A 23,758-nucleotide genomic window follows, 5' to 3' on the forward strand; every position below is an offset into this window, starting at 1 on the left:
GCTCAGGCCTTTCGGTCGAAGGTGAACGACTCGTCGGGCCCGTCCGGGCTCGACGGCGGAAGAACGGGACGCTCGCCGGCGGCGATCTCCATCGCCTCGGTCACCGGGATGCGCCGGCGGACCTCACCGTCCTCGCCGACGACCTCGATGCGCACGCGGTTGCCCTCGCTGACGTCGAAGCGCAGCGAGACGTGCTCGGCGCGCAGGGCGTCGAGCCGGTCGAACTGCGCCGCGACCTCGGCCATCACCTCGAGCGGCGGGGCGGCGGGGATGCCGTCGAACCCGTCGAGCTTCGTGACGTACGCGTCCGTCAGGGCGGGCGCGTCGTCGCGGCGCAGGTGGGCGGGGACGACCCGCGCGACGGTGGTCGAGGAGTCGAACGAGGGGATGGAGGTGATCTGGTGCGTCATCGGGGGACTCCGAGTTCTGTGGACCTGGGTGTGGTCACTGGGGCGGTGGGGGCGTCCGCCTGGTGGTATGGCCCCGTGATCGGCACGCGGCCGAGATCCTTGAGCCGGGGAACCCGCAGGAGTTGCGGGGAACTACGGACGGGCCCTCAAGGCGCCGTGGCCCCGGCCGATCACCTCGCGCATGGACCGAGGCCTCTACATCGCCGCAGCCGGCATGCGTGCCGAACAGACGCGGCAGGATCAGCTGTCGTCCGACCTCGCGAACGTCGCGACCGCCGGCTACAAGCGGGATCGCACGACGCAGGCGTCGTTCGGCGACATGCTGCTGCACAACACGCGCACGGGCGCCCAGGTCGGCCGGGTCGGGCTCGGCCCGTACGCCGACCAGTCGCACACCGACCTGACGTCCAACCCGTCGCGCGAGACGGGCGAGGCGCTGGACTTCGCGATCGAGGGCGACGGCTTCTTCGCGCTCCAGACCGACGCGGGCGTCCGCTACACGCGCGGCGGCCAGTTCCGCGTCTCCCCCGCGGGCACGCTCGCGGACGCACGCGGCAACCAGGTCCTCGGCCAGAACAACCAGCCGATCCAGGTCGGGGCCGACGGTCGCGTCGATCCCCAGGAGCTGGGCGTCGTGGCGCTGACGGATCCCGTCAAGCGCGGCGAGGGCCTCTTCGAGGGCACCGCCGCCGGGAACGCCGGGGTCGGGACCGTCCGGCAGGGCGCGCTCGAGACCTCGGGCGTCGATCCCACCCGCGCGATGGTCGACATGATCGCGTCGCTGCGCGCATTCGAGGCCGGCCAGAAGTCGATCACCACGATCGACGAGACCCTCGGCCGCGCCGCCTCGCAGGTCGGTGACGCCCGGCGCATGTAGCGCCGGCGCGACCTGCACCCCAACCCCTTCCCGTCCTCAAGTCCTCCGGCCCCGAGCCGATGACCGGGACACCGCCGCGCCCCCGCGGGGGCCGACCCCAAGGATCTCCCATGCTCCAAGGCCTGTATTCGGCCGCCGCCGGCATGTCGGCACAGCAGTACCGGATGGACGCCACGTCGAACGACCTGGCGAACGTCAACACGACGGGCTACAAGCACCAGCGCGTCGCCTTCCGCGATCTGCTGTACGTCCGCGACGGCGAGCCGGGCGTCCACATCGGCGCCGGCTCGGCCGCCGCCACCATCGGCCGCAGCGACGCCCAGGGCGCCCTGCAGCGCACGGACCGCCCGCTCGACGTGGCGATCCAGGGCCGCGGCTACCTCGAGGTCCGCACGCCCGACGGCGCCACGGCGCTGACCCGCGCCGGCGACCTGCAGGTCGACTCCCAGGGTCGGCTGGCCACGCCGAACGGCGCGCTGCTCACGGGCGTGCGTCCGGTGCCCAACGGCACCGACCTGTCGAAGGTCTCGATCGCCCAGGACGGCACCGTGTCCGCCCCGGGCGCCAACGGCACCCCGGTCGCCCTCGGCCGGCTGCGCGTCGTCGACGTGCAGTCCCAGGACGGTCTGCAGAGCATCGGCAACAACCTCTACGCCGTGACGGCCGACAGCGGCCAGCCCGCCGTCGTGAACGACGCGCGGCTCGAGCAGGGCGCCCTCGAGGCCTCCAACGTCGACACGGGTACGGCCATGACCGACCTCATCGAGTCGCAGCGGGCGTTTGCCATGGCCAGCCGTGCCGTGCAGACGCAGGATCAGATGATGGAGATCGCCAACGGGGTCAAGCGATGAGCATCCCCGCCGTCGCCCCCGTCGGCCCGGCCACCCCCGCCGAGCCCGCCGCCCCGCGCACGCCGGACGCCCGGACGGTGCACGCCGCCAAGGCGTTCGAGCGCGTCATGCTCGAGCAGCTCACGAAGGAGATGGCCGCCTCGGCCGCCCCGGAGGACTCCGGCGACGGGGCCTCCGCCGCGACGAACGCGTACCGCGACATGCTCCCGGCCGCGATGGCCGACGCGCTGTCGCAGTCCGGCGGCATCGGCATCGCCACCCAGCTGCAGGCCACGCTGGCCGCGGCGAACGCCCCGGTCCCGGCCGACGCGCCGGCCACCGCCGCGCCGTCCGCCGGCACCCCGTCCACCGACGTCCCGGCCGCCACGCCTGGCGTCGCCGCCCTCCCGACCGGGGTCGCCTTGTGAGCCTCGCCGCCAGCACCCCGCTCGGCCGGGAGCTCCTCGGCCACCTCGACGAGCACCTGCGCTCCGTCGGGCGCCTGCGCGACGCCGTGCTCGCGCTCGGTGCCGCCGTCCGCACCCGCGACGTGGGGGCGGTCGTCCGCCACACGGGCACCGTCGACGCCGAGACGACCTTCCGGGCCACGCTCGAGGAGCGCCGCACCGCGCTGCTCGTCCGCGCCGCCGGCCTGCTCGGCCTGCCGCCGTACGAGGTCACGGTCACCGCGCTCTGCGTGCTCGTCTCACCCGACGAGGCCAAGGTCGCCCAGGAGCGCAGCGCTGCGCTCATCGAGCTGACGGACGAGGTCGCCCGCGAGCACGCGTGCAACCGCGCCCTGATGCAGCAGGAGCTCGCGTTCCTCGACCACCTGCTCCGGCTCGGCGGCGCGCCGCCCGAGCCGACGTACGAGCCGCCCGCCGGCTCGCGGCCCGGGCGCCACGCCACGGCCATGCCCTCCGTGCCCCACCACGTCCTCGATCTGCGCGCCTGATGCCCATCTCCTCCTTCCACGGCGTCGAGACCGCGCTGCGCGGGCTGCTGGCCCAGCAGCGGGCGATCGACATCACCGGTCAGAACATCGCCAACGCGTCCACCCCGGGCTACAGCCGTCAGCGGGTCGAGACCTCCGCCTCGCACGCGCTGTCGATCAACGTCGCCGGCGGCAGGGCGCAGCTCGGCCAGGGCGTCGACGTCACGGGCATCGAGCGCATCCGCGACCGCTTCGCGGACGTCCAGTTCCGGGCGCAGAACGCGAAGCTCGGCGAGGCCCAGACGAAGGCGTCGCTGCTCGGCCAGGCGGAGCTCGCGTTCTCCGAGCCCGGCGACAAGGGCCTCTCCGCCCAGCTCAACCGCTTCTGGAGCTCCTGGTCCGACGTCGCGAACTCGCCGACGTCGATCTCGGGCCGCCAGGTGCTGCTCGACACCGCCAAGGGCCTGGCGACCTCGTTCGCCAACCTGGACGACCAGCTCGCCACGGTGCAGAAGCAGGCGCAGGCGGAGTTCGACAACATCACCGCCGCCGGCGGCCCGATCGACCTGGCGGTCCAGGAGATCGCCGAGCTCAACGAGGCCATCGGCACCGCGATCGGCCGCGGCGACGCCCCGAACGACCTGCTCGACCGGCGCGACCTGCTGCTCGACAAGCTCTCCGGGTTCGCCCAGGTGCGCACGGAGCCGACCCTCGACGGGAACGGCGCCCCGATCCCCGGGCAGCTCGACGTCTACCTCGGCACGGACGCGACGCCGCTCGTCTCCGGGGGCCAGTCCCGCTCGCCGTTCTCCCTGTCCTTCGCCGCCACGGGTCCCGGCTCCGGCTCGCTCGGCGCGCTCGCGGCCGTCGCGTCGCCGACCGGTCCGATCGCGGAGTACCGCGCGCAGCTGGCCCAGTCCGCGCAGGAGATCGCCGGCGCCGTCAACGGCGTCCACCAGGCCGCCGGCGGCCCGCCGATCTTCACCGTGCCCGCCGGCGCGCCCGTCAGCGGCGTGCCGCAGCGGCCCCTCGAGGTCGGCGCCGGCATCGATCCCGCCAAGGGCGGATCGCTCGACGCCATCGTCGCCGGATCCACGAGCGTCAACGACGTGGCCACCGCGATCGCCGCGCTGCGCGGCAAGACCGGCGACCAGCGCTACCGCGCCCTCGTCGGCAAGCTCGGCTCCGAGGTCGCGGAGGCCAACCGCGAGGAGGCGACGGCCCAGACGTTGGCCGGCGCCCTGCAGGACCGCCGCGACTCCGTCTCCGGCGTCTCGCCGGACGAGGAGATGGCCAACCTCGTCAAGTTCCAGCGCGGCTACCAGGCATCCGCGCGCGTGCTCTCGACGATGGACGAGATGCTCGACACGCTCATCAACCGCACCGGGCGGGTCGGCCTCTGAGCCCGCGGGCCACCGCCTCCCACCCCGACCGACCCCCTTCCGAAACCCCGCACCAGAGGCCCGACCGTGAGCTATCGCATCACCAGCGGCATGATGAACCGCACCGTCCTGCAGGACCTCCAGTCCTCGTCCGCGCGGCTGACCCGCACGTACGAGCGGATGTCCTCCGGCATGCAGATCACCCGCCCGTCCGACGACCCGTACGGCACGACCCGCGCGATGGACCTGCGTGCCGAGCTCTCCCAGATCGCCCAGGCGCAGCGCAACGTGCAGGACGCCCAGGGCTGGCAGCGCACGACGGACTCCGCCCTGCAGGGCATGACCGACATGGTCCAGCGCGCCCGCGTGCTGCTCGTCGGCGCCGGCAACGACGCCGGCGGCCAGGCCGCTCGCGAGGCCGCGGCGGCCGAGATCGACCAGCTCATCCGCTCCGTCAAGACCACGGCCAACTCGACGTACGCCGGCGTCCCGATCTTCGCGGGCTCGGCCACGGCCGGCCTGCCCTACGCCGTCGACGGCGCCGACACGTTCAACGGCAACGCCGGCACGATCGTCCGCACCGTCGGCGCGGGCGTCGACGTGCAGGTCAACGTCGACCTCGCCGGGCGCGTCACCGGCAACGGCGGAGGCGACGGCAAGCTGCTCGACGCCCTGCGCACGATCTCCTCCCACCTCAAGGGCGGGACCGCCGCGGACGCCAACGCCCTGCGCACGACCGACCTCAAGGCCCTCGACGCCCAGATCAACGCGCTCGGCGGCCTGCGGGCCGAGGTCGGCGCGGCCGGCAACCGCATCACGGCGGCCTCGGATCGCCTGCTGGAGCTCCAGGAGAACGCGGACGAGCAGCGCTCGAACGTGGAGGAGGCCGACGCGGCGTCTACGATGATCACGTACGCGACCCAGCAGGCCAGCTACCAGGCGGCGCTGAAGGCCGGTGCGGGCATCATGCAGAGCTCGCTGCTGGACTTCCTGCGCTAGCCGACCACTCCCCCCAACGGATCCGGACCCCCATGGCGATCACCCTCCAGTCGACCCGCTTCGGCGACCTCGAGCTCTCCGAGGACGACGCCCTCGAGTTCCCCGACGGGCTCGTCGGCCTGCCCGGCACGCGCTACGCGCTGCTGCTCCCGGAGGACCCCGACGGCGCCTTCGCGTGGCTGCAGTCGCTCGACGACGCGTCCCTCGCGCTGCCCGTCACCCGCCCGGGGCGGTTCTTCCCCGACTTCGACGTCGTCCTCGAGGAGGAGGACGTCGACCCGGCGCTGCGCGACACGGAGGCCGTCGAGACGTGGGTCGTCGTCCGCGCCGGCGAGCGGCTCGAGGACTTCTCCGCCAACCTCCGCGCCCCGCTGCTCATCGTGGGCCGCCGCGGTTGGCAGGTCATCAACCGCGCCGACGAGGCGCCGCTGCGCGCCCCGCTCGTGGCCGAGGCCGCCTGATGCTGATCATCACGCGCCGCGAGGGCGAGAAGCTGATGATCGGCGACGACGTCGTGATCACCGTCGTCGAGGTCAACGGCGCCACGATCCGGCTGGGCATCGAGGCCCCGCGGGCGCTCCCGGTGTACCGCGAGGAGCTGTGGGCCGCGGTCCGCGACGAGAACCGCGCGGCCGCCTCGGCCCCGGTCAAGCTCCCCGAGCTGCCGCCCAAGGACTAGGACGAACGTCCACCGCGGTCACCGTCCGGGACCGGGACGCGAACAGGGGATGATCCCGCCGACGGCCACCACCGTCGCCGGGCTCGGCGTCTGTTCCGCCCCCCGATTCGACGAAGGTGATGACTGTGGCCCGCGTGCTCGTGGTCGATGACGCGCCCTACATGCGCCAGATGGTGTCCGACGCCCTGCGCGTGGGCGGACACGAGGTGATCGGCGAGGCCTCCAACGGCACCGAGGCCGTGGAGCGCTTCCGCGACCTGCAGCCCGACATCTGCACGCTCGACGTCACGATGCCCGGCAAGGACGGCGTCGCCGCCCTGCGCGACATCATCGGCATGGACCCGAGCGCCCGCGTGATCATGTGCTCCGCCCCGGGGCAGGACGCCCGCGTCGTCGAGTCGATCGTCGCCGGCGCCCGCGACTTCGTCGTCAAGCCCCCGCGCACGCAGCGCATGCTGGACGCCGTCCAGAGCGCGATGGCCGCCTGAGGCGACCACCGCGCCGCGACGGCGCCTACGAGGTGCCGAGCGCGGTCTCGCCGGCCATCGTCGGGTAGTCCGTGTAGCCCTCCGGGCCGCTGGCGTAGTACAGCTCGGGCCGGCCCTCGTTCTCGGGCTGCCCGGCCGCCCAGCGCTCGAGCAGGTCGGGCGTCGAGATGAACGCGCGGCCCACGACGGACGCGTCGGCGTGGCCGTCGCGCACGAACGAGATGGCCTCCTCGCGCTCCGTCTTCTTGGCGAAGCCCGTGTTCAGGAGCAGCGGCGCGCCGAACGCCGTCCGCAGCTCCTGGAGCAGCGGGTCGCCCGGCTGGCGCATGACGTGGACGTAGGCGAGGCCCAGCGGCGCCAGCTCCTTCGCCAGCGCGCGGTAGGTGTCGCCGCCGTCGAACTCCGTCGCCTCGTGCGCGGCGGGCGCCGGCGACAGGCGGATGCCGGTGCGGTCGGCGCCGACGGCCGCGACGACGGCCTTCGTGACCTCGACGACGAAGCGGGCGCGGTTCTCGGGGCTGCCGCCGTACTCGTCCTCGCGGTGGTTCACGCCGTCCGCGAGGAACTGGTGCAGCAGGTAGCCGTTGGCGCCGTGGATCTCGACGCCGTCGAACCCGGCCTCGATCGCGCGGCGGGCGGCGTCGGCGAAGGTCTGCACCAGGCCCCGGATCTCGTCCGTCGTGAGCTCACGCGGCGTCGGCACGGGCGCCTCGGCCTCGTGCGGCGTGAAGATCGTCAGCTTCTCCACCGCGGTGGGGGACGCGCACACCGTGTCCTCCCCCGTCGTGTCGGGGTGCGCCACGCGGCCCCCGTGCCAGAGCTGCGCGACGATCAGGCCGCCGGCCTCGTGCACCGCGTCCGTCGTCAGGCGCCAGCCCTCGCGGTGGGCGTCGTTCGCGATCCCGGGGGTGCGCGGGTAGGGCTTGCCCTGCTGCGCGACCCACGTGGCCTCGGAGACGATGAGCGCGGCCGAGCCGGCGCGCTGGCCGTAGTACTCCGCCATGAGGGCGTTGGCGGTCCCGTCCTCGTCGGCGCGGTTGCGCGTCAGGGGCGCCATGACGAGGCGGTGGGGCAGGTCCAGCGCACCGAGCTTCAGGGGCTGGCGGAGGACGTCGAAGTCGTCGGTCATGACCACCGACGATGGCAAAGCGGACCGCGGACCGGTGTGCGACGGGGCTCATGGGCGGTGGCGCCGTACGATGGCGAGATGCAGGAGGACCTGGGACGGACCCTCGCGGGCCGGCTGATCGACGGGGATCTGACGGCCGCCCCCGCGGTCCTCAATCTCGTGGAGAACCGGACCCCGGTCGCGCGGACGCAGACGGCCGAGCTGCTTCAGCGCCTCTCCCCCGCCGCCCTGGGCCGCGAGCCGGCCGGGCACGTCGTCGGGGTGACGGGACCGCCCGGGGCGGGCAAGTCGACCCTGCTCTCCGAGCTCGTGCGGACGCTGCGCGCCGGCGGGCGCTCCGTGGCGGTCCTGGCCGTCGACCCCTCGAGCCGCCGGACGGGCGGCTCGCTGCTCGGCGACCGCGCCCGCATCCACGTGGACCCGAAGGACGCGGGCGTCTTCATCCGCTCCACGGCGGCCGCCGACCGCCTCGGCGGCCTCGCCTGGGCCACCCGCGCGGCCGCGCAGGCGCTCGCCGTGGCGTTCGACGTGGTGATCGTCGAGACGGTCGGCGTCGGGCAGTCCGAGACCGACGTGGCCGACGTCGCCGACACCGTCGTCGTGATCGTGCAGCCCGGATCGGGCGACGTCCTGCAGTTCCTGAAGAGCGGGATCATGGAGATCCCGGACGTCCTGGTGATCACGAAGGCCGACCTCGGACGCATCGCCCAGCGCGCCCGCGCCGACGTCCGCTCCGCGCTGCGCTCCGTCGGGGACCGCACCACGAAAGTCGTGGCGGTCTCGTCGCTCCCGCCCGCTCAGGGCTTCGACGAGCTCATCGCCACGCTGGAGGCGCACCGGGAGACGATCGACGTGCGGGCCGCCCGCCGTGACGCGCGCCGACGCACCGCGATCGACGACTTCCGCCTCGAGCACGGCGAGCGGGCCCTGCGCGAGCTGGGCGGCCGACCCGCCGCGCGACGCGTCCTCACCGCGACCGGCGATGATCTGGCCGTGCCGATCCTCATGCAGGAGCTCGAGCGGGCCGCCGGTCTGCGCGACGCCGAGCCGAACACGACCGGGGCGACGCGATGAGCGCGGCCCGCCGCAAGCCGTCCGGCGTCCGCCGTGCCCCGGGGACCGGTGCCGGTTCGGGGTCGCCGGCCGGGACGGACCAGGGCTCCCCGGCCTCCGACGGCGGCCCCTCCCCCGTGCGGCGCCTGACGGACGCCGACGCCCGGCGGTCCCCCGCGCGGCGGCTCACGGACGCCGACGTCGCGGCCCCGCGCTCCCGCCCCTTCGCCGAGAACCTGGCGATCGTCGCCGGCGCCTTCGTCGTCTCGACGCTGATCGCCGAACTCGCGGGCGCCGCGAACCTCGGCACCGCGCTGAGCTTCGGCCAGATCGGCTTCGCGATCGCCCTCGTCTGGGTGCTCGTCCGCCGCTAGGCCCCGGGCGCGCGCGGCGGTCGGCCCCGTGCGCCGGTAGGCCCGCGCGCCTCAGCCCCCGAGGGGTGCGTCCGCGGGCAGGGGGCGGCGCGACTCGAGCCACCACGCCGCGGCGAGCAGGACCGCCCCGAGGGCCCCGAAGAGCAGCGGCCAGGCGGCCCCGGAGTCCCGGACCCCGCTGCCCGCCGCCGCGAACCCCAGCAGCGGATCCGACGGCGCGGTCGGGAGGACATCCGCCCCCGCCCGGACAGCCGCGCCGACCAGCCCGGCGAAGAGCGCGGCCTGCACCCCGCCGAGCAGCACGCCGGCCGTGACGGCGACGGACGGCCTGCGCGCGACGCTCGCGGCCAGGAGCGCGAGGCCGAGCAGCAGTGCGACGACCAGCAGGACCGCCACGACCCGGTCGGCACCCTGCAGCAGCGCGGGCGACGAGCCGTCCGTCGGCCTGCCGATGCCCCCGTACCCGCCGAGCGTCGGCGCGGCGACCGCCGCCGCGTAGGCCAATCCGGCCCCGACGGCCTGGGCCTGCCGCAGCACGCGCGCGGGCCCGACGAGGGCGAGGGCCGCGGCGACGACGAGTCCCACGGTGGGCGCGCCCAGGCTCGCGAGCAGCACGAGCGTGAGGTCGAGACCCTCCCCGCGGCCGAGCACGATGAACAGCATGGTCCCGATCTGCCCCGCCACGACGACGGCCGCCAGCGCCAGGACCGCCGGCTCGCGGTGGCGCCGCAGCACGACCAGGACGGCGGCGAGGTGGACGACGGTCACCGCGACGACCACGGCGGTGTCGTACTCCTCGAAGCCCGAGCGCCACAGGGCGGCCACGGCCGCCAACGCGGGCTGCGTCAGGTGGATCGCGGCCAGGCCGGCGAGCGCCGCGACCACGCCCGGCGCTCCCGGCAGCAGCACGCAGAGGGCCAGGACGACGGCGGCGAGCGCCACGACGGCGAGCGCCGCGAGCGCCGGCGCGTCCGGGTTCAGCCCGCCGATCGTGCCGGCCAGCGTCACGCACGCCACCGCCAGGGCCGCGAGCGCGGCGTCGCGGGACAGCGCCGCCCCGCCGTCCCCGCCGTCGACGTCGGTGGCGTCGCCGCGCATCACGCGGCCCAGCAGCCGGCCGGCGCCGGTGCGCGCGGGCGCCGACGCGACCAGGAGGCCGGTCACGAGCAGGCCGGCGAGCGGCACGGCCCAGAGCGCCGTCGCCGCGTCGTCCCCGGAGCCGGCGGTGAGCAGCAGCGCGGACGCGAGCACCGCCCCGACGACGTACCGGCGACGGGCGGCCACGACGAGCAGCGCGGCGGCGACGAGCAGCACGAGCCCCGCGCGGACGCTCGCGAACGCCTCGGAGGCGCCGCTCTCGGCCGCTCCCGGCAGGAGGTTCCCCGTGACGATCCCGACGAGCTGCGTCGCCTCGCCGCCCACGCACGCGAGCAGCACCGCGGCGACCACCACGGCCACCCGCGGCCCGCCCGCGTCGGTGCGGGCCGTCGCCGCCGCACCGGTGGCCAAGGCGGCGGCCACGAGCACCACGACGGAGCGCTCCTCCTCGTCCAGGACGAGGGCCCCGGCGCCGAGCAGCGCGACGAACGCGACGGCCACGGAGACGCCGAGCAGCGACTCCGCGGCGCGCATCGTCGCCCGCCCACCCTCGGGCGCGCCGAGCAGCGCCACGGCGGTGGCCGCGAGGGCGAGCCAGAAGAGCACGGCGCCCCAGCCGCCGAGGCCGCCTTCGGACCCGTCGATCTCGACCGCCAGCGGGCCCGCCACGAGCCCGACGCCGAGCACGATCACGATCGCCCCGAGCGCGTCGGAGAGCCCCGGTCCCAGCCGGGCGCCGGTGACCGTGCCGTGCGTCCGCAGGAGCGCCAGGCCGAGGACGACCACGGCCACGCCGACGACGGCGCGCGCCCCACCGGGGAGGTGCCCCGCGGCGAGGAGCACGGCGGCACCGAGCGGCACCGCGGCGGCCGCCGTCAGCAGGCCGCCGGGGCGCGGTGGGCGGACGACGTCCTCGGGTTCGTGGCGGGGGAGCACGGCGTCCATGCCGGGCAGCCTACGACCGTCGCGGCCACCGGGGCCTGCGACCGTCGGGAGCCCACGGGCCGCGGGCGCCGACGCGCGCAGCCGCGTTCACTACCCCGCTCAGGGAACGCTCATGCGGCCCCGCTACGCTGCGCCTGTGCTCACCCCGCTCCTGGCCGAGATGACGGCCCCGCTCGCCCTGCTGCCCGACTGGCTGAGCCCGGAGCAGATCCTGAGCAAGTACGGGCTGGTCGCGATCCTCGTGATCATCTTCGCCGAGACCGGGCTGCTCGTCGGCTTCTTCCTGCCCGGCGACACGCTGCTCTTCAGCGCGGGGATCCTGACGGAGCTCGGCACGATCACCGAGCCCCTGTGGATGCTCGTGGTCCTCGTCCCGATCGCCGCGATCCTCGGCAACCTCGTCGGCTACGAGATCGGCCACCGCGCCGGACCGGCGCTGTTCGAACGGGAGAACTCCCGCCTGTTCCGCAAGGACCACCTCGAGCGCTCGCGCCTGTTCTTCGAGAAGTACGGCACGATCACGATCTTCCTCGCCCGGTTCGTCCCCATCGTGCGCACGTTCGTGGCGGTCGTCGCCGGGGCTGTCGGCATGAACCGCCGGCTCTTCCTCCTCTGGTCGATCATCGGCGCGATCGCGTGGACCTCGGGCCTGATCCTCCTGGGCTACGGCCTCGCCGCCGCCCTGCCGCGCAGCACGGTCGACTTCATCCAGGGGCACATCGACCTGCTGATCATCGGGGTCGTCGTCCTCACGATCGCCGGCATCGTCATCGAGCAGCTGCGCCACCGCCCGCCGGCGCGCAACGAGGTCTGAGCGTGACGGCGGGTGACGGCGTCGTCCGGGTCGGCGTCGAGATCGCCGCGCCCGTCGACCACGTGTGGGAGTGGCTCACGGAGCCGGCGCTCATCCCGCGCTGGTTCGGGTGGGAGCACGACGCGCTGGAGGGCGAGATCGACGCGCTGTTCGTCGACGGCGTCGCGAAGTCGCGCGGCCTGCTGCGCTTCGGCACGAACGGCGCCGGGGTGTTCCGGCTCGAGGAGCTCGGGGAGCTCACGCGCCTGACGCTCGCCCGGCGGGCCGACGAGCTCGACCCGGCGGCCCCCTTCGACGGGCTCGACGAGGGCTGGACGACATTCCTGCAGACGCTGCGCCTGGCGCTCGAGCGCCACCCGGACGAGCCCCGCCGCGTCCTGCAGTTCCAGGGCCCGCTGCGCACCGCGGCCGCCCCGCCCGTGCTCGAGGCGCTCGGGCTGGCCGGCCTCGCGGACCTGGCCCCCGGCGAGCGCTACGCCGCAGAGACCGCCGCGGGCGAGCGGCTCGAGGGCGAGCTGTGGTTCCGCTCGCCCCACCAGCTCGGCCTGACGGTCGACGCGTGGGGCGACGGGCTGCTCGTCGTGGTCGACCAGCCGGTCGACGACGCGCGACCCTTCGGCGGCGGGCAGCTGTTCCTCAGCTCCTACGGCCTGGACGACGCCGCGTTCGCCGGGCTCTTCGAGCGCTGGACGCGCTGGTCGAGCACGACCTTCGCCCGTTGAGGGCGGCCTCGTCGACCGGGACCGGCCGGCACCCGCGTCGACGCTGAGGGCAGCGCCGCCGACCGGCCGGCCGGCGCCGTCGCCCGCGCGCCGCGGTCGCCCCGGCGCCCGCGCCCGTCGCCGCTCAGTCGTCGGCGGTGACGACGCCGCGCTCGCGGGCGGCGCGGGCCTCGCGGCGGCGCGCCATGAGGACCTCGACGACGATCGGCAGCACGGAGACCGCGACGATCAGCAGCAGGATCGCCTCGATGTTGTTGTTGATGAAGTCCACGCCGCCCAGCGCGTAGCCCAGCGCCGTCACGCCGGCGCCCCAGACGATGCCGCCGAAGACGTTCCAGCGCAGGAAGTCCGTGTAGTTCCAGCCCGACGCCCCGGCGACGAGCGGCGCGGCCGTCCGCACGACCGGCACGAACCGCGCGAGGAAGATCGTGCGGCCGCCGTAGCGCTCGAAGAAGCGCTCCGCGCGGGCGAGGTGGTCCTGCTTGAGGAACCGCGAGTCCGGGCGGCTGAACAGCGCCGGCCCGGCCTTGCGCCCGATGAGGAACCCGACCTGGTCGCCGAGCACCGCCGCGATCGAGATCGTCAGGCAGAGCAGCCAGATCGGCTGCTCGATGAGGTAGATCGGGCTGTCGGGGTTCGCCATCACGCCCGTGGTGAACAGGAGCGAGTCGCCCGGCAGGAAGAAGGCCAGGAGACCGCACTCCGCGAAGACCACGGCGAGCACGGCGAGGAAGCCGAACCGACGCACGATGTACTCCGGATCGAGCCACTCCGGCATCAGCGCCAGGGGCGGAAGGGCGGCCATCAGGGTCGCGAGCACGCGCCGGAGGGTAGCGGCGGGACGAGCGCCAGCGCGCCACGGTCACTCGCCGCGGCGGCCCTGCTCGCGCAGCGCGCGGCGCTGCAGCGCCCGCAGGCGCCGGTCGCGACGGACCTCGGCGGCGGTCCGGTCCCCGCGGCGCTTGTCCTGGAGCGCCTCGTCGTCGGGCAGCCCCGACGGGTTCGGCGTCAGCGTCCCCGGGGCCGCCGGCGTGGGCGTCGTGACGACGGTCGGCGGCGGCGCCGCGCCGGTCGACGTGGCCGCCGCGTCCGCCGGCCCCTCCCCCTCCGGGACGACCGCCGGCCCGTCCGTGCCGCCGGCGTTCTCGTTCGCGAGCGCCGAGATCCGCCACTCGCCCTGCTGCCGCACGAGCGAGAGCACGTCCTCCGAGGCCGGCTGGCCCGCGGCCGCGGTCCGCACCGCCGCACGAGCCCGGTCCTCCACGACGACGACGTTCTCGACCGTCAGGCGGGGCTCGCGCACGCCGCCCAGGCCGGTCCGCAGCGCCTGGACGCACGGCAGGTCGACGGCCTGCAGCCGCTCGCGCAGGCCGTCGTCGAGCAGCCGGTCGCAGACCGTCGCGTAGTCCCGGTCCTCCACGGCCGCGGCGAAGCGCTCCACCGCCGCGCGTGCCCGGTCGGTCTCGTCCGTCGCCCACGAGCGCACCGCGAGCACCACCGTCACGATCGCGATGACGACCAGCAGGCCGGTGAGCAGGCGACGGCGCACGTGCGGCAGCGTAGCTCGGCGACCGCCCGACGGCCGCCGTCCGGCCCCGCACGCCCCCGGGGTCTACGATCACGGGATGTCCGACGTCGGGTCGCTGCCCTGGATGCGGTGCTACCGCTGCTGGTCGACGGCGCTGGAGCTCCACGTCCACTACGACGGGATCCACCGCATCGATCCCGCCACCGGCACGCCCGTGCAGGCGGTGGAGGAGCAGCAGGAGGCCGTGGTGCAGTGCCTGGACTGCATGCACGACCAGCCGCACCTGATCTTCACCGACGGGCGCCTGATCGCGGACGAGTCCCGCTGGGAGCGGCTCGTCATGGGCACGCCGTGGGTCGCGTCCTGCACGATCACCGTGCCCGCCGACGACGTCGAGGTCTGCTCGGGCCCCGAGGCCGGCGAGGCCCTGAGCTTCGCGGCGCTCGGCGACGCCGGCACGCAGGAGTTCTTCAGCCACGTGCGCTTCCACACGCACCAGGGCGATCAGATCGTCGCCCACCTGCTCGTGGAGCTCTACGCCCGCAACGGCGACGAGGCCGGCACGGTGCTCGACGACGCCGCCCGCGGCCCGCTCGTGATCACGTCGCTCGCCGAGGAGTCGCGGCCGCCGGCCGTCTCCTCCGGCGGGGGCCACGGATGAGCGGCGCCCCGGCCGCGGGGCCGGCGGGCACGGACCTGCGCGTCCGCGCGATCGAGCCACGCGACCACGACGCCGTCCTCGCCCTCAACGCGAAGGACGTCGACAAGCTCAGCCCGATGGACGCGGCGCGCCTGGAGTGGATCGTCGCGCGCAGCGCCGCGCCACTCGTGGTCGAGGACGAGCAGGGCGTGCTCGGGTTCTGCCTGGCGATTGCGTCGGGGACGGACTACGACGGCAGCCACTACGCCTGGTTCGCGGAGCGCTACGACCGCTTCCTGTACCTCGATCGGATCGCCGTGGCCGACCGCGCGCGACGCCGCGGGGCCGGCTCGGCGCTCTACACCGCCTGCGAGGAGCGCGCCCGGCCCTTCGGCCGCATGCTGTGCGAGGTCAACGTCGTGCCGATGAACGCCCCCTCCCTGGCGTTCCACACCGGCCGCGGCTACGTCGAGCTCGAGCGCCGCGCCGCGGACGAGGCCGGCGAGAAGGTCGTCACGATGCTCGCCAAGCAGCTGCCGGCGGCCTGAGGCCCGGCGGGCGCCTCAGTCCGTCCGGATCATCGCCTGCAGCTGGCGCACGGCCAGCAGGCACGCGGCGGAGGACGCCGCGGAGCGGCTCTCGTCGTCCGGGGAGAGCTCGCGGAGGAACCGCCGCAGCCGCAGGACGTCGTGGCCGCGGGGCCGCAGGAACGCGTCGATCGCGTCGTGCGGCCCGGCCTCGGGGGACTCGCGCAGCGCGCCCGCCACCACGTTGACCCGCGCGTCGAGCAGGTCGTCGCGGAGCGCCTGCACGGACCAGCGCGTCATGCGGTCCGGGATCGGCAGGGCCTCGACGGCCGCGTGCAGGGCGCCCAGCCCGAGCTCGTCGCCGAGGTGCAGCACCGCGGCGCCGACGTCGACGACGGGCCGGCCGACGGACTCGGCGGTCGCGACGACGTGCGGCGCAAGGATCAGCGCCGCGTCGCCCGTGGCCTCCTCCGCGAGGTCGCGGGGCACCCCGGTGCTGACGAACGCCTCGACCCGCTTGCGCCGGCGCTCGTCCGTGTCGAGCTCCCGCAGCCGCTCGCGGATGGCGGCGACACCGTCCCGGTGGCGCTCGACCGTCGGGCCGATCGGCGCGCCGACGGCGTGGGCGAGGAACCAGCGGCTCGTCACGCGCACGAGGTCGTCGACCTCGGAGCGCAGCGACCAGACGACCTCGGCCTCGACGTCCGTGAGCCGGTCGACCTGCGCCCACAGCTCGCGGGCGCCCGTCGCCCCGACCGCCATCCGCCACGCGCGGACCACGCTGGTGGCCGACGCGCCGAACTCCAGCGCGCGCCGGGCCGCGAACGTCGGGCCCATCGTGTCGACGACCTCGTTGGCGGCGAGCATCGCGGAGAGGTGCGTGTGCAGCGGGTGCTCGGGCACGAGCGCACCGAACCGCTCCATCACACGCGGCGGGAAGTACGCGAGGACGTCGTCGCCCAGGACCGGGTCGTCCAGCGCGTCCTCGTCCAGCAGCGCCCCGGTCAGCGCGCTCTTGGCCAGCGCGACGAGGACCGCGATCTCGGGGCGCGTCAGGCCCGCGGCGTTCGAGCGCCGCTCCGCCAGCTCGTCCGCACCGGGCAGCCCGTGGTCGGCCCGCACGAGCTCACCGGCCTCCTCCAGGGCCTCCATCAGCTCCTCGGCGGCCAGCGTGCGCTTGGCCGCACGCCGCTCCTCCTGGGTGATGACCCGCGCCTGGGCGTAGGAGTCGTCGAGCACGTGGGCCACCACGTCGTCCGTGACCTCGGCCAGCAGGGCGTCACGCTCGTCCTCGCCCAGCAGCTCGCGGCGGATCGCGACGTCGAGCAGGACCTTGAGGTTGACCTCGTGGTCCGAGCAGTCGACGCCGGCGGAGTTGTCGATGAAGTCGGCGTTGATCCGGCCCCCGGCGCGGGCGAACTCCACGCGGGCGCCACGGGTGAACCCGAGGTTGCCGCCCTCCCCCACGACCCGGCAGCGCAGGTCGCGGGCGTCGACGCGGATGGCGTCCGACGCGCGGTCCTCGGCCTCGGCGTCGTCCTCGTCCGAGGCCTTCACCACGGTGCCGATGCCGCCGTTCCACAGCAGGTCGACGGGCGCCTGCAGCACGGCCTGGATCAGCTCGGCGGGCGCGAGGCGCTTGTCCTCGATGCCCAGCGCCTCACGCATCTCCGGCGTGATCGCCACGGACTTCGCGTCGCGCGGGAAGACCCCGCCGCCCTTCGAGATCAGCGCGCGGTCGTAGTCGTCCCACGACGAGCGCTCGAGATCGAACAGCCGTCGGCGCTCCGCCCACGACGCCTCGGGGTCCTGCGGGTCGGGGTCGACGAAGACGTGCCGGTGGTCGTAGGCGGCCACCAGCCGCATGGACTTCGAGAGCAGCATCCCGTTGCCGAAGACGTCGCCGGACATGTCGCCGATGCCGACCACCGTGATCGGGTCGGTCTCGGGGTCGCCGCCCAGCTCGTCGAAGTGCCGGCGCACCGACACCCACGCGCCACGTGCCGTGATGCCCAGCGCCTTGTGGTCGTAGCCGACGGAGCCGCCGGACGCGAAGGCGTCGCCGAGCCAGTAGCCGCGGCGCAGCGAGATCTCGTTCGCCGTGTCGGAGAACGTCGCCGTGCCCTTGTCGGCCGCGACGACGAGGTACGTGTCGTCGCCGTCGAGGATCCGCACGCCGTCGGGGTGGACGACCTCGCCGTCGTGCAGGTCGTCCGCGACGTCGAGCAGCGCGGTGACGAACGCGACGTACCCCTCGCGGACGGCCTCCCGCAGGTCGGCGCCGGCCGCGGGCGGCTGGCGCAGCAGGAACCCGCCCTTGGCGCCCGTCGGCACGATCACCGCGTTCTTCACCATCTGGGCGCGCATGAGGCCCAGGACCTCGGTGCGGTAGTCCATCCGGTCGGACGAGCGCAGGCCGCCGCGGGCGATCATGCCGCCGCGCAGGTGCACGCCCTCCACCGTCAGCCCGTGCACGTACGTCTCCCACAGCGGCGCGGGCTGCGGCATCGCGGGCACCTCGGCGCTCTTGAGCTTGAGCGCCAGTGCCCCGCGGCCCTCCCGGTAGGCGTTCGTGCGGTACGTCGCCTCGATCGCCCCGAGCTGGTTGCGCAGGATGCGGTCGTGGTCGAGCGAGGTCACGCCGTCGAGCGCGTCGACGATCACGCCGCGCAGCGCCTGCTCCGCCTCCTCGTCGCGAGGGGCCTGGCCGTCCGGGGCGCCGAACCGCAGCTCGAACAGCTCCACGAGCCGCTCCGTGATCGCGGCGTGCTGGACGATGACGTCGTTCTGGTAGCCCTCCGTGAACCGCGAGCCGAGGCGCTGGCGATAGCGCCGGTACGCGCGCAGCGGCTCGAGCCGCTCGTGCCCCATCGACGTCAGCACCACGAGGCGGTTGAGCGAGTCGGACTCGACCTCGCCGGCCCAGACGGCGTCGATGCAGGCCGTCACCCGCGGGCCCACGGCCTCGAGGTCCAGCGGCCGGCCGTCGGGTCCGAGCACCCCGAAGTCCTGGATCCACGTCTCGTCGTCGCCGTGCAGGCGGGCGGAGCGCTCCTCCACGACGTGCAGGCCCAGGTCGCTGAGGATCGGCATGGCGGACGCCAGCTCCACGCGCGGCCCGCCGCGCGCCAGGACGATGCGGGTCATGCCCTCGGCCGAGGGCGACCCTGGTCCGGCCTCGTGCTTGGCGACGACGACCAGGCGGTCCTCGTCCTCGTCCAGCGCGTCGAGTGCGAGCACGTCGTGGGCGGCGGACTCCGGGGCCACCCCCGCGCGGTACGAGGTCGGCAGCCTCCCCGCCCAGCGCCCCGCGAGCGCGGCGCCCCGCCGCTTGCCGACCCGGGCGGCGAGCACCGCCTCGACGCGGTCCTCCCAGGCCTGGGTCAACTGATCGATCTCGCGTGCGTCCCTGGAGGCCATACGACCTCGACACTACTGCCGCGCCCGAGCGTCACGTGAACCGCGCGTGACGCTCCCGACGGGCTTCGGGGCGTACGTCGTCCTCCCCACGGGCCGGACCGGGCCTGGCGCGCCGCCGCTACAGTCCACCGCCGATGCGCGCGTTGACGGTCCTGGTGTTCGTGGTCGGCGCGGGCAGTCTGGGGGCGGAGATCGCCGCCGCCCGCCTGCTGGCCCCGTACTTCGGGGACTCCACGATCATCTGGGCCAACACGATCGGCGTCTGCCTGATCGCCCTGGCCATCGGCCACTGGCTCGGCGGCCGCTTCGCCGACCGCCACCCGCACCTCGAGGGCCTCAAGGTCCTCGTCCTGATCGCCGCCGCGCTGCTGGCGATCGTGCCCCTCGTCTCCGGGCCGTTCCTCGACCTCGCGATCACCGCGTTCGACAAGATCGAGGCCGGCGCGTTCGTGGGCTCGCTCGTGGGCATGCTCGTGCTGATCGCGCTACCGCTGATCCTCATCGGCGCCGCGACACCGTGGGCGACGAAGCTCGCGGTCACCGACCTCGCGCAGACCGGCGAGACGGTCGGCCGGCTCGGGGCGATCGGCACCGCCGGCAGCCTCGTCGGCACGTTCGCCGCCTCCCTCGTCCTGATCCCGTTCGTCGGCTCGCAGCGCACGTTCATCGTGCTCGCGCTCGTGATGGCGCTCGTGGCCGTCTTCCGCATGCCCCGCCGCACGTGGGCCGTCCCGCTCGCCGTCGCCCTGCTCCTGCTCCTGCCGCCGGGCACCACGAAGCCCGCCGGTGCCGACGACCGCGTGCTCGACGAGGCCGAGACGGTCTACCAGTACGCCCGCGTCATCGAGCACCCCGTGGACGACGGCGGCATCTCCCCCGCCGGCACGGTCGAGCGGCGCCTCGAGCTCAACGAGGGCCAGGCCATCCACTCCGTGTGGCGCGCCGACACCGTGCTGACGGGGAACTACTGGGACGCGTTCCAGGTGCTCCCCTTCGCCGTCGCCGACCCGACGAAGGCCCCCGGCACGCCGACCGCCCCGCCGCGGCGGATCGCGATGCTCGGCAACGCCGGCGGCACCGTCGCCCGCGCGTCCCTCGCGCTGTTCCCGCAGGTGCAGTTCGACGGCGTCGAGATCGACGGCACGGTCTCCGAGATGGGCCGGAAGTGGCTCGGGATGCCGCGCGACCCGCGGCTGACGATCCACACCGCCGACGCCCGCCCGTTCCTGCGCTCGGGCGGCCTCGACGACGGGAAGGGCCGCTACGACGTGATCGGCGTCGACGCGTACCGCCAGCCCTACATCCCCTTCTACCTCACGACCCGCGAGTTCTTCCGCCAGGTGCGCGACCGCCTGACCCCGCGCGGCGTGGTGATCGTCAACGTCGGACACCCCGAGGGCGACGACGCGCTCGAGAAGGCCCTGACGGCCACGATGCGCACGGACTTCCCCCACGCCGTCCGCTACGCGATGACGCCGACGAACTCGCTCGTCGTCGCCTCGAGCTCCCCGCTCTCCGCCGCCCAGCTGGCCCGCTCCGTGCCGACCCTCCCCGCCGAGCTGCGCGAGACGGCCGACCGCGCCGCGGACGAGCTCCAGACGGGCCTGAAGGGCGGCCCGGTCTACACGGACGACCGTGCCCCGGTGGAGTGGCTCATCGACGGCTCCATCGTCTCCTACGCGACGAAGTAGTCCCGCCGGCCCGGGGCCCTCCCGGGACGCCGTCCGCGCCACGCCGTGGCCGCCGCCGCGGCGGGGCGGAGGCGGCGGCCCGGGTGCCGACGGGCCGATCCGGGCACAGGCCCTCCATGGGCACCCCCGATCTCCACCGTCCCTGGACCGCCGACCCCGAGCGCTACGACGGGCGCATGCCGTACCGCCGGCTCGGGCGCTCCGGCCTGCAGCTGCCCGCGATCTCGCTCGGCCTGTGGCACAACTTCGGCGACCACGAGCCGATCGCGGACCAGCGGGCGATCCTGCGCCGCGCGTTCGACCTGGGCGTCACGCACTTCGACCTCGCCAACAACTACGGCCCGCCCTACGGGTCGGCCGAGACGAACTTCGGGCGGATCCTCAGGGAGGACCTGAAGCCGTACCGCAACGAGCTCGTGATCTCGACGAAGGCCGGCTGGGACATGTGGCCCGGCCCCTACGGGTTCCTCGGCTCCCGCAAGTACCTGCTCCAGTCGCTCGACGAGTCCCTGGAGCGCCTGGGCCTCGACCACGTCGACATCTTCTACTCGCACCGGTTCGACCCCGACACGCCGCTCGAGGAGACCTGCGGTGCGCTGCACTCCGCCGTCCAGCAGGGCAAGGCGCTCTACGTCGGCATCTCGTCCTACTCCTCCAAGCGCACGCAGGAGGCCGTCGCGATCCTGAACGAGCTCGGCACGCCGCTCCTGATCCACCAGCCCTCGTACTCCATGCTCAACCGCTGGATCGAGGACGGGCTGCTCGACACGCTCGACGAGGAGGGCGTGGGGTCCATCGTCTTCACCCCGCTGGCCCAGGGCCTCCTGACGAACAAGTACCTGAACGGCATCCCCGAGGGCTCGCGGGCCAGCCGCGACGAGGGGATCGCGTCGCAGCTCACGGACGACAACATCCGCCGGATCCAGGCGCTGAACGCGATCGCGGAGGGCCGCGGGCAGTCGCTCGCGCAGATGGCGATCGCCTGGACGCTGCGGGACCCGCGGGTGACGAGCTCGCTCATCGGCGCGAGCTCCGTGAAGCAGCTCGAGGACTCCGTCGGCGCGCTGCAGAACCTCGACTTCGACGACGACGAGCTGCGCGCGATCGACGAGCACGCGGTCGACGGCGGCGTCAACTGGTGGGCCGGCTCCGCCGAGCTGGAGTAGCCGCTTCGGGGGGCGCGGGCGGGTGACGGGCGCCCGCGGGATCGCTCGGGGTGACATCGTGGACGGGTACGGCCCGAGCCTGACACCCGTCGCGTCCTCGCCCCGTCCCGTTCGATCGGCACCGCTTGCCCAGCTCAGTCACCGCCACGGTGGTCGCCCCGGCGACCACCTCCGCCCCCGCCGAGCGCCTGTGCGCCGTCCCGCCCGCGTGGTCGGCGGAGCTCCCCCGCGACCGCGAGGCGCTGGCGTCCGCGCTCGCCGTGGCCGCGGCCTTCCCCACCCGCGTCGGCACGGTCACCGTGGCCGTCTCCGGTGACGTCGAGACCGGCCTGCGCGACGTGCACGAGGACCTCGCCGCCGGAGGCGTCGACGACGCCGACCTGGCCGCCGTCACCCTGACGCCGGCCCCCACGGCCGGCGACGAGCCGTCGATCGCCGGCTTCGCCGAGGCCGTCGCCCTGGCCGACGAGTTCTACCGCCGCCCGTACACGATCGAGGGCGAGCCCGCCGCGGTCTGGGAGGCGGCCCTGCTCGAGGTCGAGGCCCACGCGCCGCGGGCGATCGTCGTCATCACGGACGGCCTCGACGGCGCCGCGGCCGTCGCCGCGGTCACCCCGCTGACCGTCGTCTCGGCGGTCCCGAGCGTCCGCCGGCTCGCGTCCCGCCTGGAGGGCGTCGACACGATGCCGCGCCCGACGGGCTCGTTCGGCCTGCCCGAGGGCGCCGTTGTCGTCACAGGCCCCCGGGCCGACGACCTGCGCCTCGCCGCCGCGGGCGGACGCGAGCGCGTCGTCGTCGCGGGCGAGGTCTCCCCGTTGGTCCTGAGCGCGTTCGGCCTGCGCGCGGACTGACCCCGCCGCCGCCCGGTACCGTCGGCGCATGCAGATTCGCGCCGCGGTGTTGGAGCAGTTCGGCGAGCCGCTCGTCGTGCAGGACGTCGAGCTGCAGGAGCCGCAGGCGGGCGAGGTCCTCGTCCGCCTGCACGCCTGCGGCGTGTGCCACACCGACCTCTACACGGCCTCGGGCGCCGACCCGACGGGCTACGCCCCGTGCGTCCTCGGGCACGAGGGCGCGGGCGTCGTCGAGCAGCTCGGCGCGGGCGTGGACTCGTTGCAGGTCGGCGACCACGTCGTCACGCTCTTCGCCCCGGAGTGCGGCCAGTGCCTCCACTGCCGCTCCGGCCGCACGAACCGCTGCCTCGCCATCCGCGACCAGCAGGGCAAGGGCTACCTGCCCGACGGCACCACGCGCCTGTCCCGCGGCGGCGAGGAGCTGCGCCACTTCATGGGCACGTCGACCTTCGCCGAGTACACGGTGATGCCCGAGATCGCGTTGGCCAAGATCGACAAGGCCGCCCCGCTCGAGGGCGCCTCGATCTTCGCCTGCGGCCTCTCCACCGGCCTCGGCGCCGCGATCTACACGGCCGACGTGCAGCCCGGCTCGACCGTGGCGGTCTTCGGGTGCGGCCTCGTCGGCCTCGGCGCGATCGCCGGCGCCCGCATCGCCGGCGCGACCCGGATCATCGCCGTCGACCTCGCGGCGAACCGCCTCGAGATGGCCCGCCACCACGGCGCCACCGACCTCGTCGACCCCTCCGCCCTGCCGGAGGGCGAGGACGCGGTCTCGGTCATCAAGGGCATGACGGACGGCTTCGGTGCCGACTACACGTTCGAGGCCACGGGCAACGTGCGCGTGATGCAGCAGTCCGTCGAGGCTGCCCGCGAGGCCTGGGGCCTGGCCACGATGATCGGCGTCGCGGGCAAGGGCGAGACGCTCGACATCGTCCCGCGCCTGCTCATCACGGGCCGCCGCGTCACGGGCTCGTCCTTCGGCGGCGTCCGCGGCCGCACCCAGGTGCCGCTGCTCGTCGACCGCTGGCTGCGCGGCGACGTCGACGTGCCCGCGCTGCTCTCGCACCGCATCACGCTGGACGAGGTCAACCACGGGTTCGACCTCATGCACCACCAGGACGGCATCCGCTCGATCATCCAGTTCACCTGAGCGCCGCCCCGGACCCGCCGCGACCCGTGACCTCCTGCCGCTCCGCCGGCC

The 23,758-nt window shown here is 74.7% G+C and carries 25 protein-coding genes; 19 read left to right on the forward strand and 6 right to left on the reverse strand.

What is annotated here, in order from left to right; genetic code table 11:
- Nucleotides 1-2: 2 nt before the first annotated feature.
- Nucleotides 3-410, reverse strand: coding sequence for a hypothetical protein (locus F593_RS0112435; protein ID WP_022929083.1), 408 nt, complete (start codon nt 408-410; stop codon nt 3-5).
- 181 nt (nt 411-591) lie between these two features.
- Here F593_RS0112435 and F593_RS0112440 point away from each other — a divergent pair, with 181 nt between their 5' ends.
- The 9 genes from F593_RS0112440 to F593_RS0112480 all read left to right on the forward strand — a co-directional run bounded on the left by F593_RS0112440 (nt 592) and on the right by F593_RS0112480 (nt 6,599).
- Nucleotides 592-1,287, forward strand: a complete 696-nt coding sequence (locus F593_RS0112440; protein WP_022929084.1) for a flagellar hook-basal body protein — start codon at nt 592-594, stop codon at nt 1,285-1,287.
- A gap of 110 nt (nt 1,288-1,397) precedes the next feature.
- The gene (locus F593_RS0112445; RefSeq protein ID WP_022929085.1) at nt 1,398-2,138 is read left to right on the forward strand and encodes a flagellar hook-basal body protein; all 741 of its coding nucleotides are present in this window, start codon (nt 1,398-1,400) and stop codon (nt 2,136-2,138) included.
- Nucleotides 2,135-2,545, forward strand: coding sequence for a rod-binding protein (locus F593_RS0112450; RefSeq protein WP_022929086.1), 411 nt, complete (start codon nt 2,135-2,137; stop codon nt 2,543-2,545). Before F593_RS0112445 ends, F593_RS0112450 begins: the two co-directional genes overlap by 4 nt.
- Nucleotides 2,542-3,072: a hypothetical protein gene (locus F593_RS0112455; RefSeq protein ID WP_022929087.1), complete on the forward strand. Its 531-nt coding sequence runs from the start codon at nt 2,542-2,544 to the stop codon at nt 3,070-3,072. The genes F593_RS0112450 and F593_RS0112455 overlap by 4 nt, the downstream gene beginning before the upstream one ends.
- Complete coding sequence (flgK, locus tag F593_RS0112460) at nt 3,072-4,454, forward strand: flagellar hook-associated protein FlgK (protein WP_022929088.1); 1,383 nt, start codon at nt 3,072-3,074, stop codon at nt 4,452-4,454. Before F593_RS0112455 ends, flgK begins: the two co-directional genes overlap by 1 nt.
- 66 nt (nt 4,455-4,520) lie before the next feature.
- Nucleotides 4,521-5,432, forward strand: coding sequence for a flagellar hook-associated protein FlgL (gene flgL, locus F593_RS0112465; RefSeq protein WP_157251782.1), 912 nt, complete (start codon nt 4,521-4,523; stop codon nt 5,430-5,432).
- A 32-nt stretch (nt 5,433-5,464) separates the two neighbouring features.
- Complete coding sequence (gene fliW, locus F593_RS0112470) at nt 5,465-5,893, forward strand: flagellar assembly protein FliW (protein WP_022929090.1); 429 nt, start codon at nt 5,465-5,467, stop codon at nt 5,891-5,893.
- Nucleotides 5,893-6,111 carry a carbon storage regulator CsrA gene (csrA, locus tag F593_RS0112475; protein WP_022929091.1) on the forward strand — a complete coding sequence of 73 codons (219 nt, stop codon included), beginning with the start codon at nt 5,893-5,895 and terminating at the stop codon, nt 6,109-6,111. Before fliW ends, csrA begins: the two co-directional genes overlap by 1 nt.
- Nucleotides 6,112-6,230: 119 nt before the next feature.
- On the forward strand, nt 6,231-6,599 hold the full coding sequence (locus F593_RS0112480) for a response regulator (RefSeq protein ID WP_033207279.1): 369 nt from the start codon (nt 6,231-6,233) through the stop codon (nt 6,597-6,599).
- Nucleotides 6,600-6,624: 25 nt separating this feature from the next.
- Here the strand turns inward: F593_RS0112480 and F593_RS0112485 are convergent, their stop codons facing one another.
- Nucleotides 6,625-7,728 carry an alkene reductase gene (locus F593_RS0112485; protein WP_022929093.1) on the reverse strand — a complete coding sequence of 368 codons (1,104 nt, stop codon included), beginning with the start codon at nt 7,726-7,728 and terminating at the stop codon, nt 6,625-6,627.
- A 78-nt stretch (nt 7,729-7,806) separates the two neighbouring features.
- Between F593_RS0112485 and F593_RS0112490 the strand changes: the two genes are divergently transcribed.
- Together F593_RS0112490 and F593_RS0112495 are read left to right on the forward strand one after the other, a co-directional pair.
- Entirely contained in the window at nt 7,807-8,802 is a 996-nt protein-coding gene (locus F593_RS0112490; RefSeq protein ID WP_022929094.1) for a GTP-binding protein, read from the forward strand.
- Nucleotides 8,799-9,155 (forward strand): hypothetical protein, encoded by a 357-nt coding sequence (locus F593_RS0112495; RefSeq protein ID WP_022929095.1) that lies wholly within the window; start codon nt 8,799-8,801, stop codon nt 9,153-9,155. Before F593_RS0112490 ends, F593_RS0112495 begins: the two co-directional genes overlap by 4 nt.
- A gap of 51 nt (nt 9,156-9,206) precedes the next feature.
- On the opposite strand, the gene F593_RS28345 is transcribed toward F593_RS0112495, so the two are convergent.
- On the reverse strand, nt 9,207-11,198 hold the full coding sequence (locus F593_RS28345) for a hypothetical protein (protein WP_022929096.1): 1,992 nt from the start codon (nt 11,196-11,198) through the stop codon (nt 9,207-9,209).
- A gap of 136 nt (nt 11,199-11,334) precedes the next feature.
- Here F593_RS28345 and F593_RS24900 point away from each other — a divergent pair, with 136 nt between their 5' ends.
- Nucleotides 11,335-12,012, forward strand: coding sequence for a DedA family protein (locus tag F593_RS24900; RefSeq protein ID WP_022929097.1), 678 nt, complete (start codon nt 11,335-11,337; stop codon nt 12,010-12,012).
- A gap of 2 nt (nt 12,013-12,014) precedes the next feature.
- Nucleotides 12,015-12,734, forward strand: coding sequence for an SRPBCC family protein (locus F593_RS0112510; RefSeq protein WP_022929098.1), 720 nt, complete (start codon nt 12,015-12,017; stop codon nt 12,732-12,734).
- Between the two features lie 124 nt (nt 12,735-12,858).
- Here the strand turns inward: F593_RS0112510 and F593_RS24905 are convergent, their stop codons facing one another.
- Nucleotides 12,859-13,554 (reverse strand): DedA family protein, encoded by a 696-nt coding sequence (locus tag F593_RS24905; RefSeq protein WP_022929099.1) that lies wholly within the window; start codon nt 13,552-13,554, stop codon nt 12,859-12,861.
- Between the two features lie 42 nt (nt 13,555-13,596).
- On the reverse strand, nt 13,597-14,283 hold the full coding sequence (locus F593_RS0112520) for an Rv0361 family membrane protein (protein ID WP_022929100.1): 687 nt from the start codon (nt 14,281-14,283) through the stop codon (nt 13,597-13,599).
- Nucleotides 14,284-14,359: 76 nt separating this feature from the next.
- On the opposite strand from F593_RS0112520, the gene F593_RS0112525 reads away from it, so the two are divergent.
- Both F593_RS0112525 and F593_RS0112530 read left to right on the forward strand, forming a co-directional pair.
- Nucleotides 14,360-14,923 (forward strand): hypothetical protein, encoded by a 564-nt coding sequence (locus tag F593_RS0112525; protein ID WP_022929101.1) that lies wholly within the window; start codon nt 14,360-14,362, stop codon nt 14,921-14,923.
- Entirely contained in the window at nt 14,920-15,450 is a 531-nt protein-coding gene (locus F593_RS0112530) for a GNAT family N-acetyltransferase (protein WP_084629968.1), read from the forward strand. Before F593_RS0112525 ends, F593_RS0112530 begins: the two co-directional genes overlap by 4 nt.
- A 15-nt stretch (nt 15,451-15,465) precedes the next feature.
- Here F593_RS0112530 and F593_RS27420 read toward each other — a convergent pair whose 3' ends face one another.
- A complete protein-coding gene (locus F593_RS27420) occupies nt 15,466-18,849 on the reverse strand; it encodes an NAD-glutamate dehydrogenase domain-containing protein (RefSeq protein ID WP_051160523.1) in 3,384 nt (1,127 codons plus the stop codon).
- Between the two features lie 134 nt (nt 18,850-18,983).
- On the opposite strand from F593_RS27420, the gene F593_RS0112540 reads away from it, so the two are divergent.
- The 4 genes from F593_RS0112540 (at nt 18,984) to F593_RS0112555 (ending at nt 23,707) form a co-directional block, all read left to right on the forward strand.
- Complete coding sequence (locus F593_RS0112540) at nt 18,984-20,540, forward strand: spermidine synthase (protein ID WP_022929102.1); 1,557 nt, start codon at nt 18,984-18,986, stop codon at nt 20,538-20,540.
- A gap of 116 nt (nt 20,541-20,656) precedes the next feature.
- The gene (gene mgrA / locus F593_RS0112545; protein ID WP_022929103.1) at nt 20,657-21,706 is read left to right on the forward strand and encodes an L-glyceraldehyde 3-phosphate reductase; all 1,050 of its coding nucleotides are present in this window, start codon (nt 20,657-20,659) and stop codon (nt 21,704-21,706) included.
- Between the two features lie 125 nt (nt 21,707-21,831).
- Nucleotides 21,832-22,557, forward strand: coding sequence for a hypothetical protein (locus tag F593_RS0112550; protein WP_157251787.1), 726 nt, complete (start codon nt 21,832-21,834; stop codon nt 22,555-22,557).
- A gap of 28 nt (nt 22,558-22,585) precedes the next feature.
- Nucleotides 22,586-23,707 carry an alcohol dehydrogenase catalytic domain-containing protein gene (locus F593_RS0112555; protein ID WP_022929105.1) on the forward strand — a complete coding sequence of 374 codons (1,122 nt, stop codon included), beginning with the start codon at nt 22,586-22,588 and terminating at the stop codon, nt 23,705-23,707.
- Nucleotides 23,708-23,758 lie beyond the last annotated feature (51 nt).

Origin of the sequence: Patulibacter americanus DSM 16676 (assembly GCF_000420025.1) — a bacterium.
Lineage (GTDB): Bacteria > Actinomycetota > Thermoleophilia > Solirubrobacterales > Solirubrobacteraceae > Patulibacter > Patulibacter americanus.

Bases quoted from the DNA above. Each gene is read 5' to 3' on its own strand.
- F593_RS0112435 (WP_022929083.1), bottom strand. From the start codon at position 410: ATGACGCACCAGATCACCTCCATCCCCTCGTTCGACTCCTCGACCACC.
- F593_RS0112440 (WP_022929084.1), top strand. From the start codon at position 592: ATGGACCGAGGCCTCTACATCGCCGCAGCCGGCATGCGTGCCGAACAG.
- F593_RS0112445 (WP_022929085.1), top strand. From the start codon at position 1,398: ATGCTCCAAGGCCTGTATTCGGCCGCCGCCGGCATGTCGGCACAGCAG.
- F593_RS0112450 (WP_022929086.1), top strand. From the start codon at position 2,135: ATGAGCATCCCCGCCGTCGCCCCCGTCGGCCCGGCCACCCCCGCCGAG.
- flgK (WP_022929088.1), top strand. From the start codon at position 3,072: ATGCCCATCTCCTCCTTCCACGGCGTCGAGACCGCGCTGCGCGGGCTG.
- fliW (WP_022929090.1), top strand. From the start codon at position 5,465: ATGGCGATCACCCTCCAGTCGACCCGCTTCGGCGACCTCGAGCTCTCC.
- csrA (WP_022929091.1), top strand. From the start codon at position 5,893: ATGCTGATCATCACGCGCCGCGAGGGCGAGAAGCTGATGATCGGCGAC.
- F593_RS0112480 (WP_033207279.1), top strand. From the start codon at position 6,231: ATGACTGTGGCCCGCGTGCTCGTGGTCGATGACGCGCCCTACATGCGC.
- F593_RS0112485 (WP_022929093.1), bottom strand. From the start codon at position 7,728: ATGACCGACGACTTCGACGTCCTCCGCCAGCCCCTGAAGCTCGGTGCG.
- F593_RS0112490 (WP_022929094.1), top strand. From the start codon at position 7,807: ATGCAGGAGGACCTGGGACGGACCCTCGCGGGCCGGCTGATCGACGGG.
- F593_RS0112495 (WP_022929095.1), top strand. From the start codon at position 8,799: ATGAGCGCGGCCCGCCGCAAGCCGTCCGGCGTCCGCCGTGCCCCGGGG.
- F593_RS28345 (WP_022929096.1), bottom strand. From the start codon at position 11,198: ATGGACGCCGTGCTCCCCCGCCACGAACCCGAGGACGTCGTCCGCCCA.
- F593_RS0112525 (WP_022929101.1), top strand. From the start codon at position 14,360: ATGTCCGACGTCGGGTCGCTGCCCTGGATGCGGTGCTACCGCTGCTGG.
- F593_RS0112530 (WP_084629968.1), top strand. From the start codon at position 14,920: ATGAGCGGCGCCCCGGCCGCGGGGCCGGCGGGCACGGACCTGCGCGTC.
- F593_RS27420 (WP_051160523.1), bottom strand. From the start codon at position 18,849: ATGGCCTCCAGGGACGCACGCGAGATCGATCAGTTGACCCAGGCCTGG.
- F593_RS0112540 (WP_022929102.1), top strand. From the start codon at position 18,984: ATGCGCGCGTTGACGGTCCTGGTGTTCGTGGTCGGCGCGGGCAGTCTG.
- mgrA (WP_022929103.1), top strand. From the start codon at position 20,657: ATGGGCACCCCCGATCTCCACCGTCCCTGGACCGCCGACCCCGAGCGC.
- F593_RS0112555 (WP_022929105.1), top strand. From the start codon at position 22,586: ATGCAGATTCGCGCCGCGGTGTTGGAGCAGTTCGGCGAGCCGCTCGTC.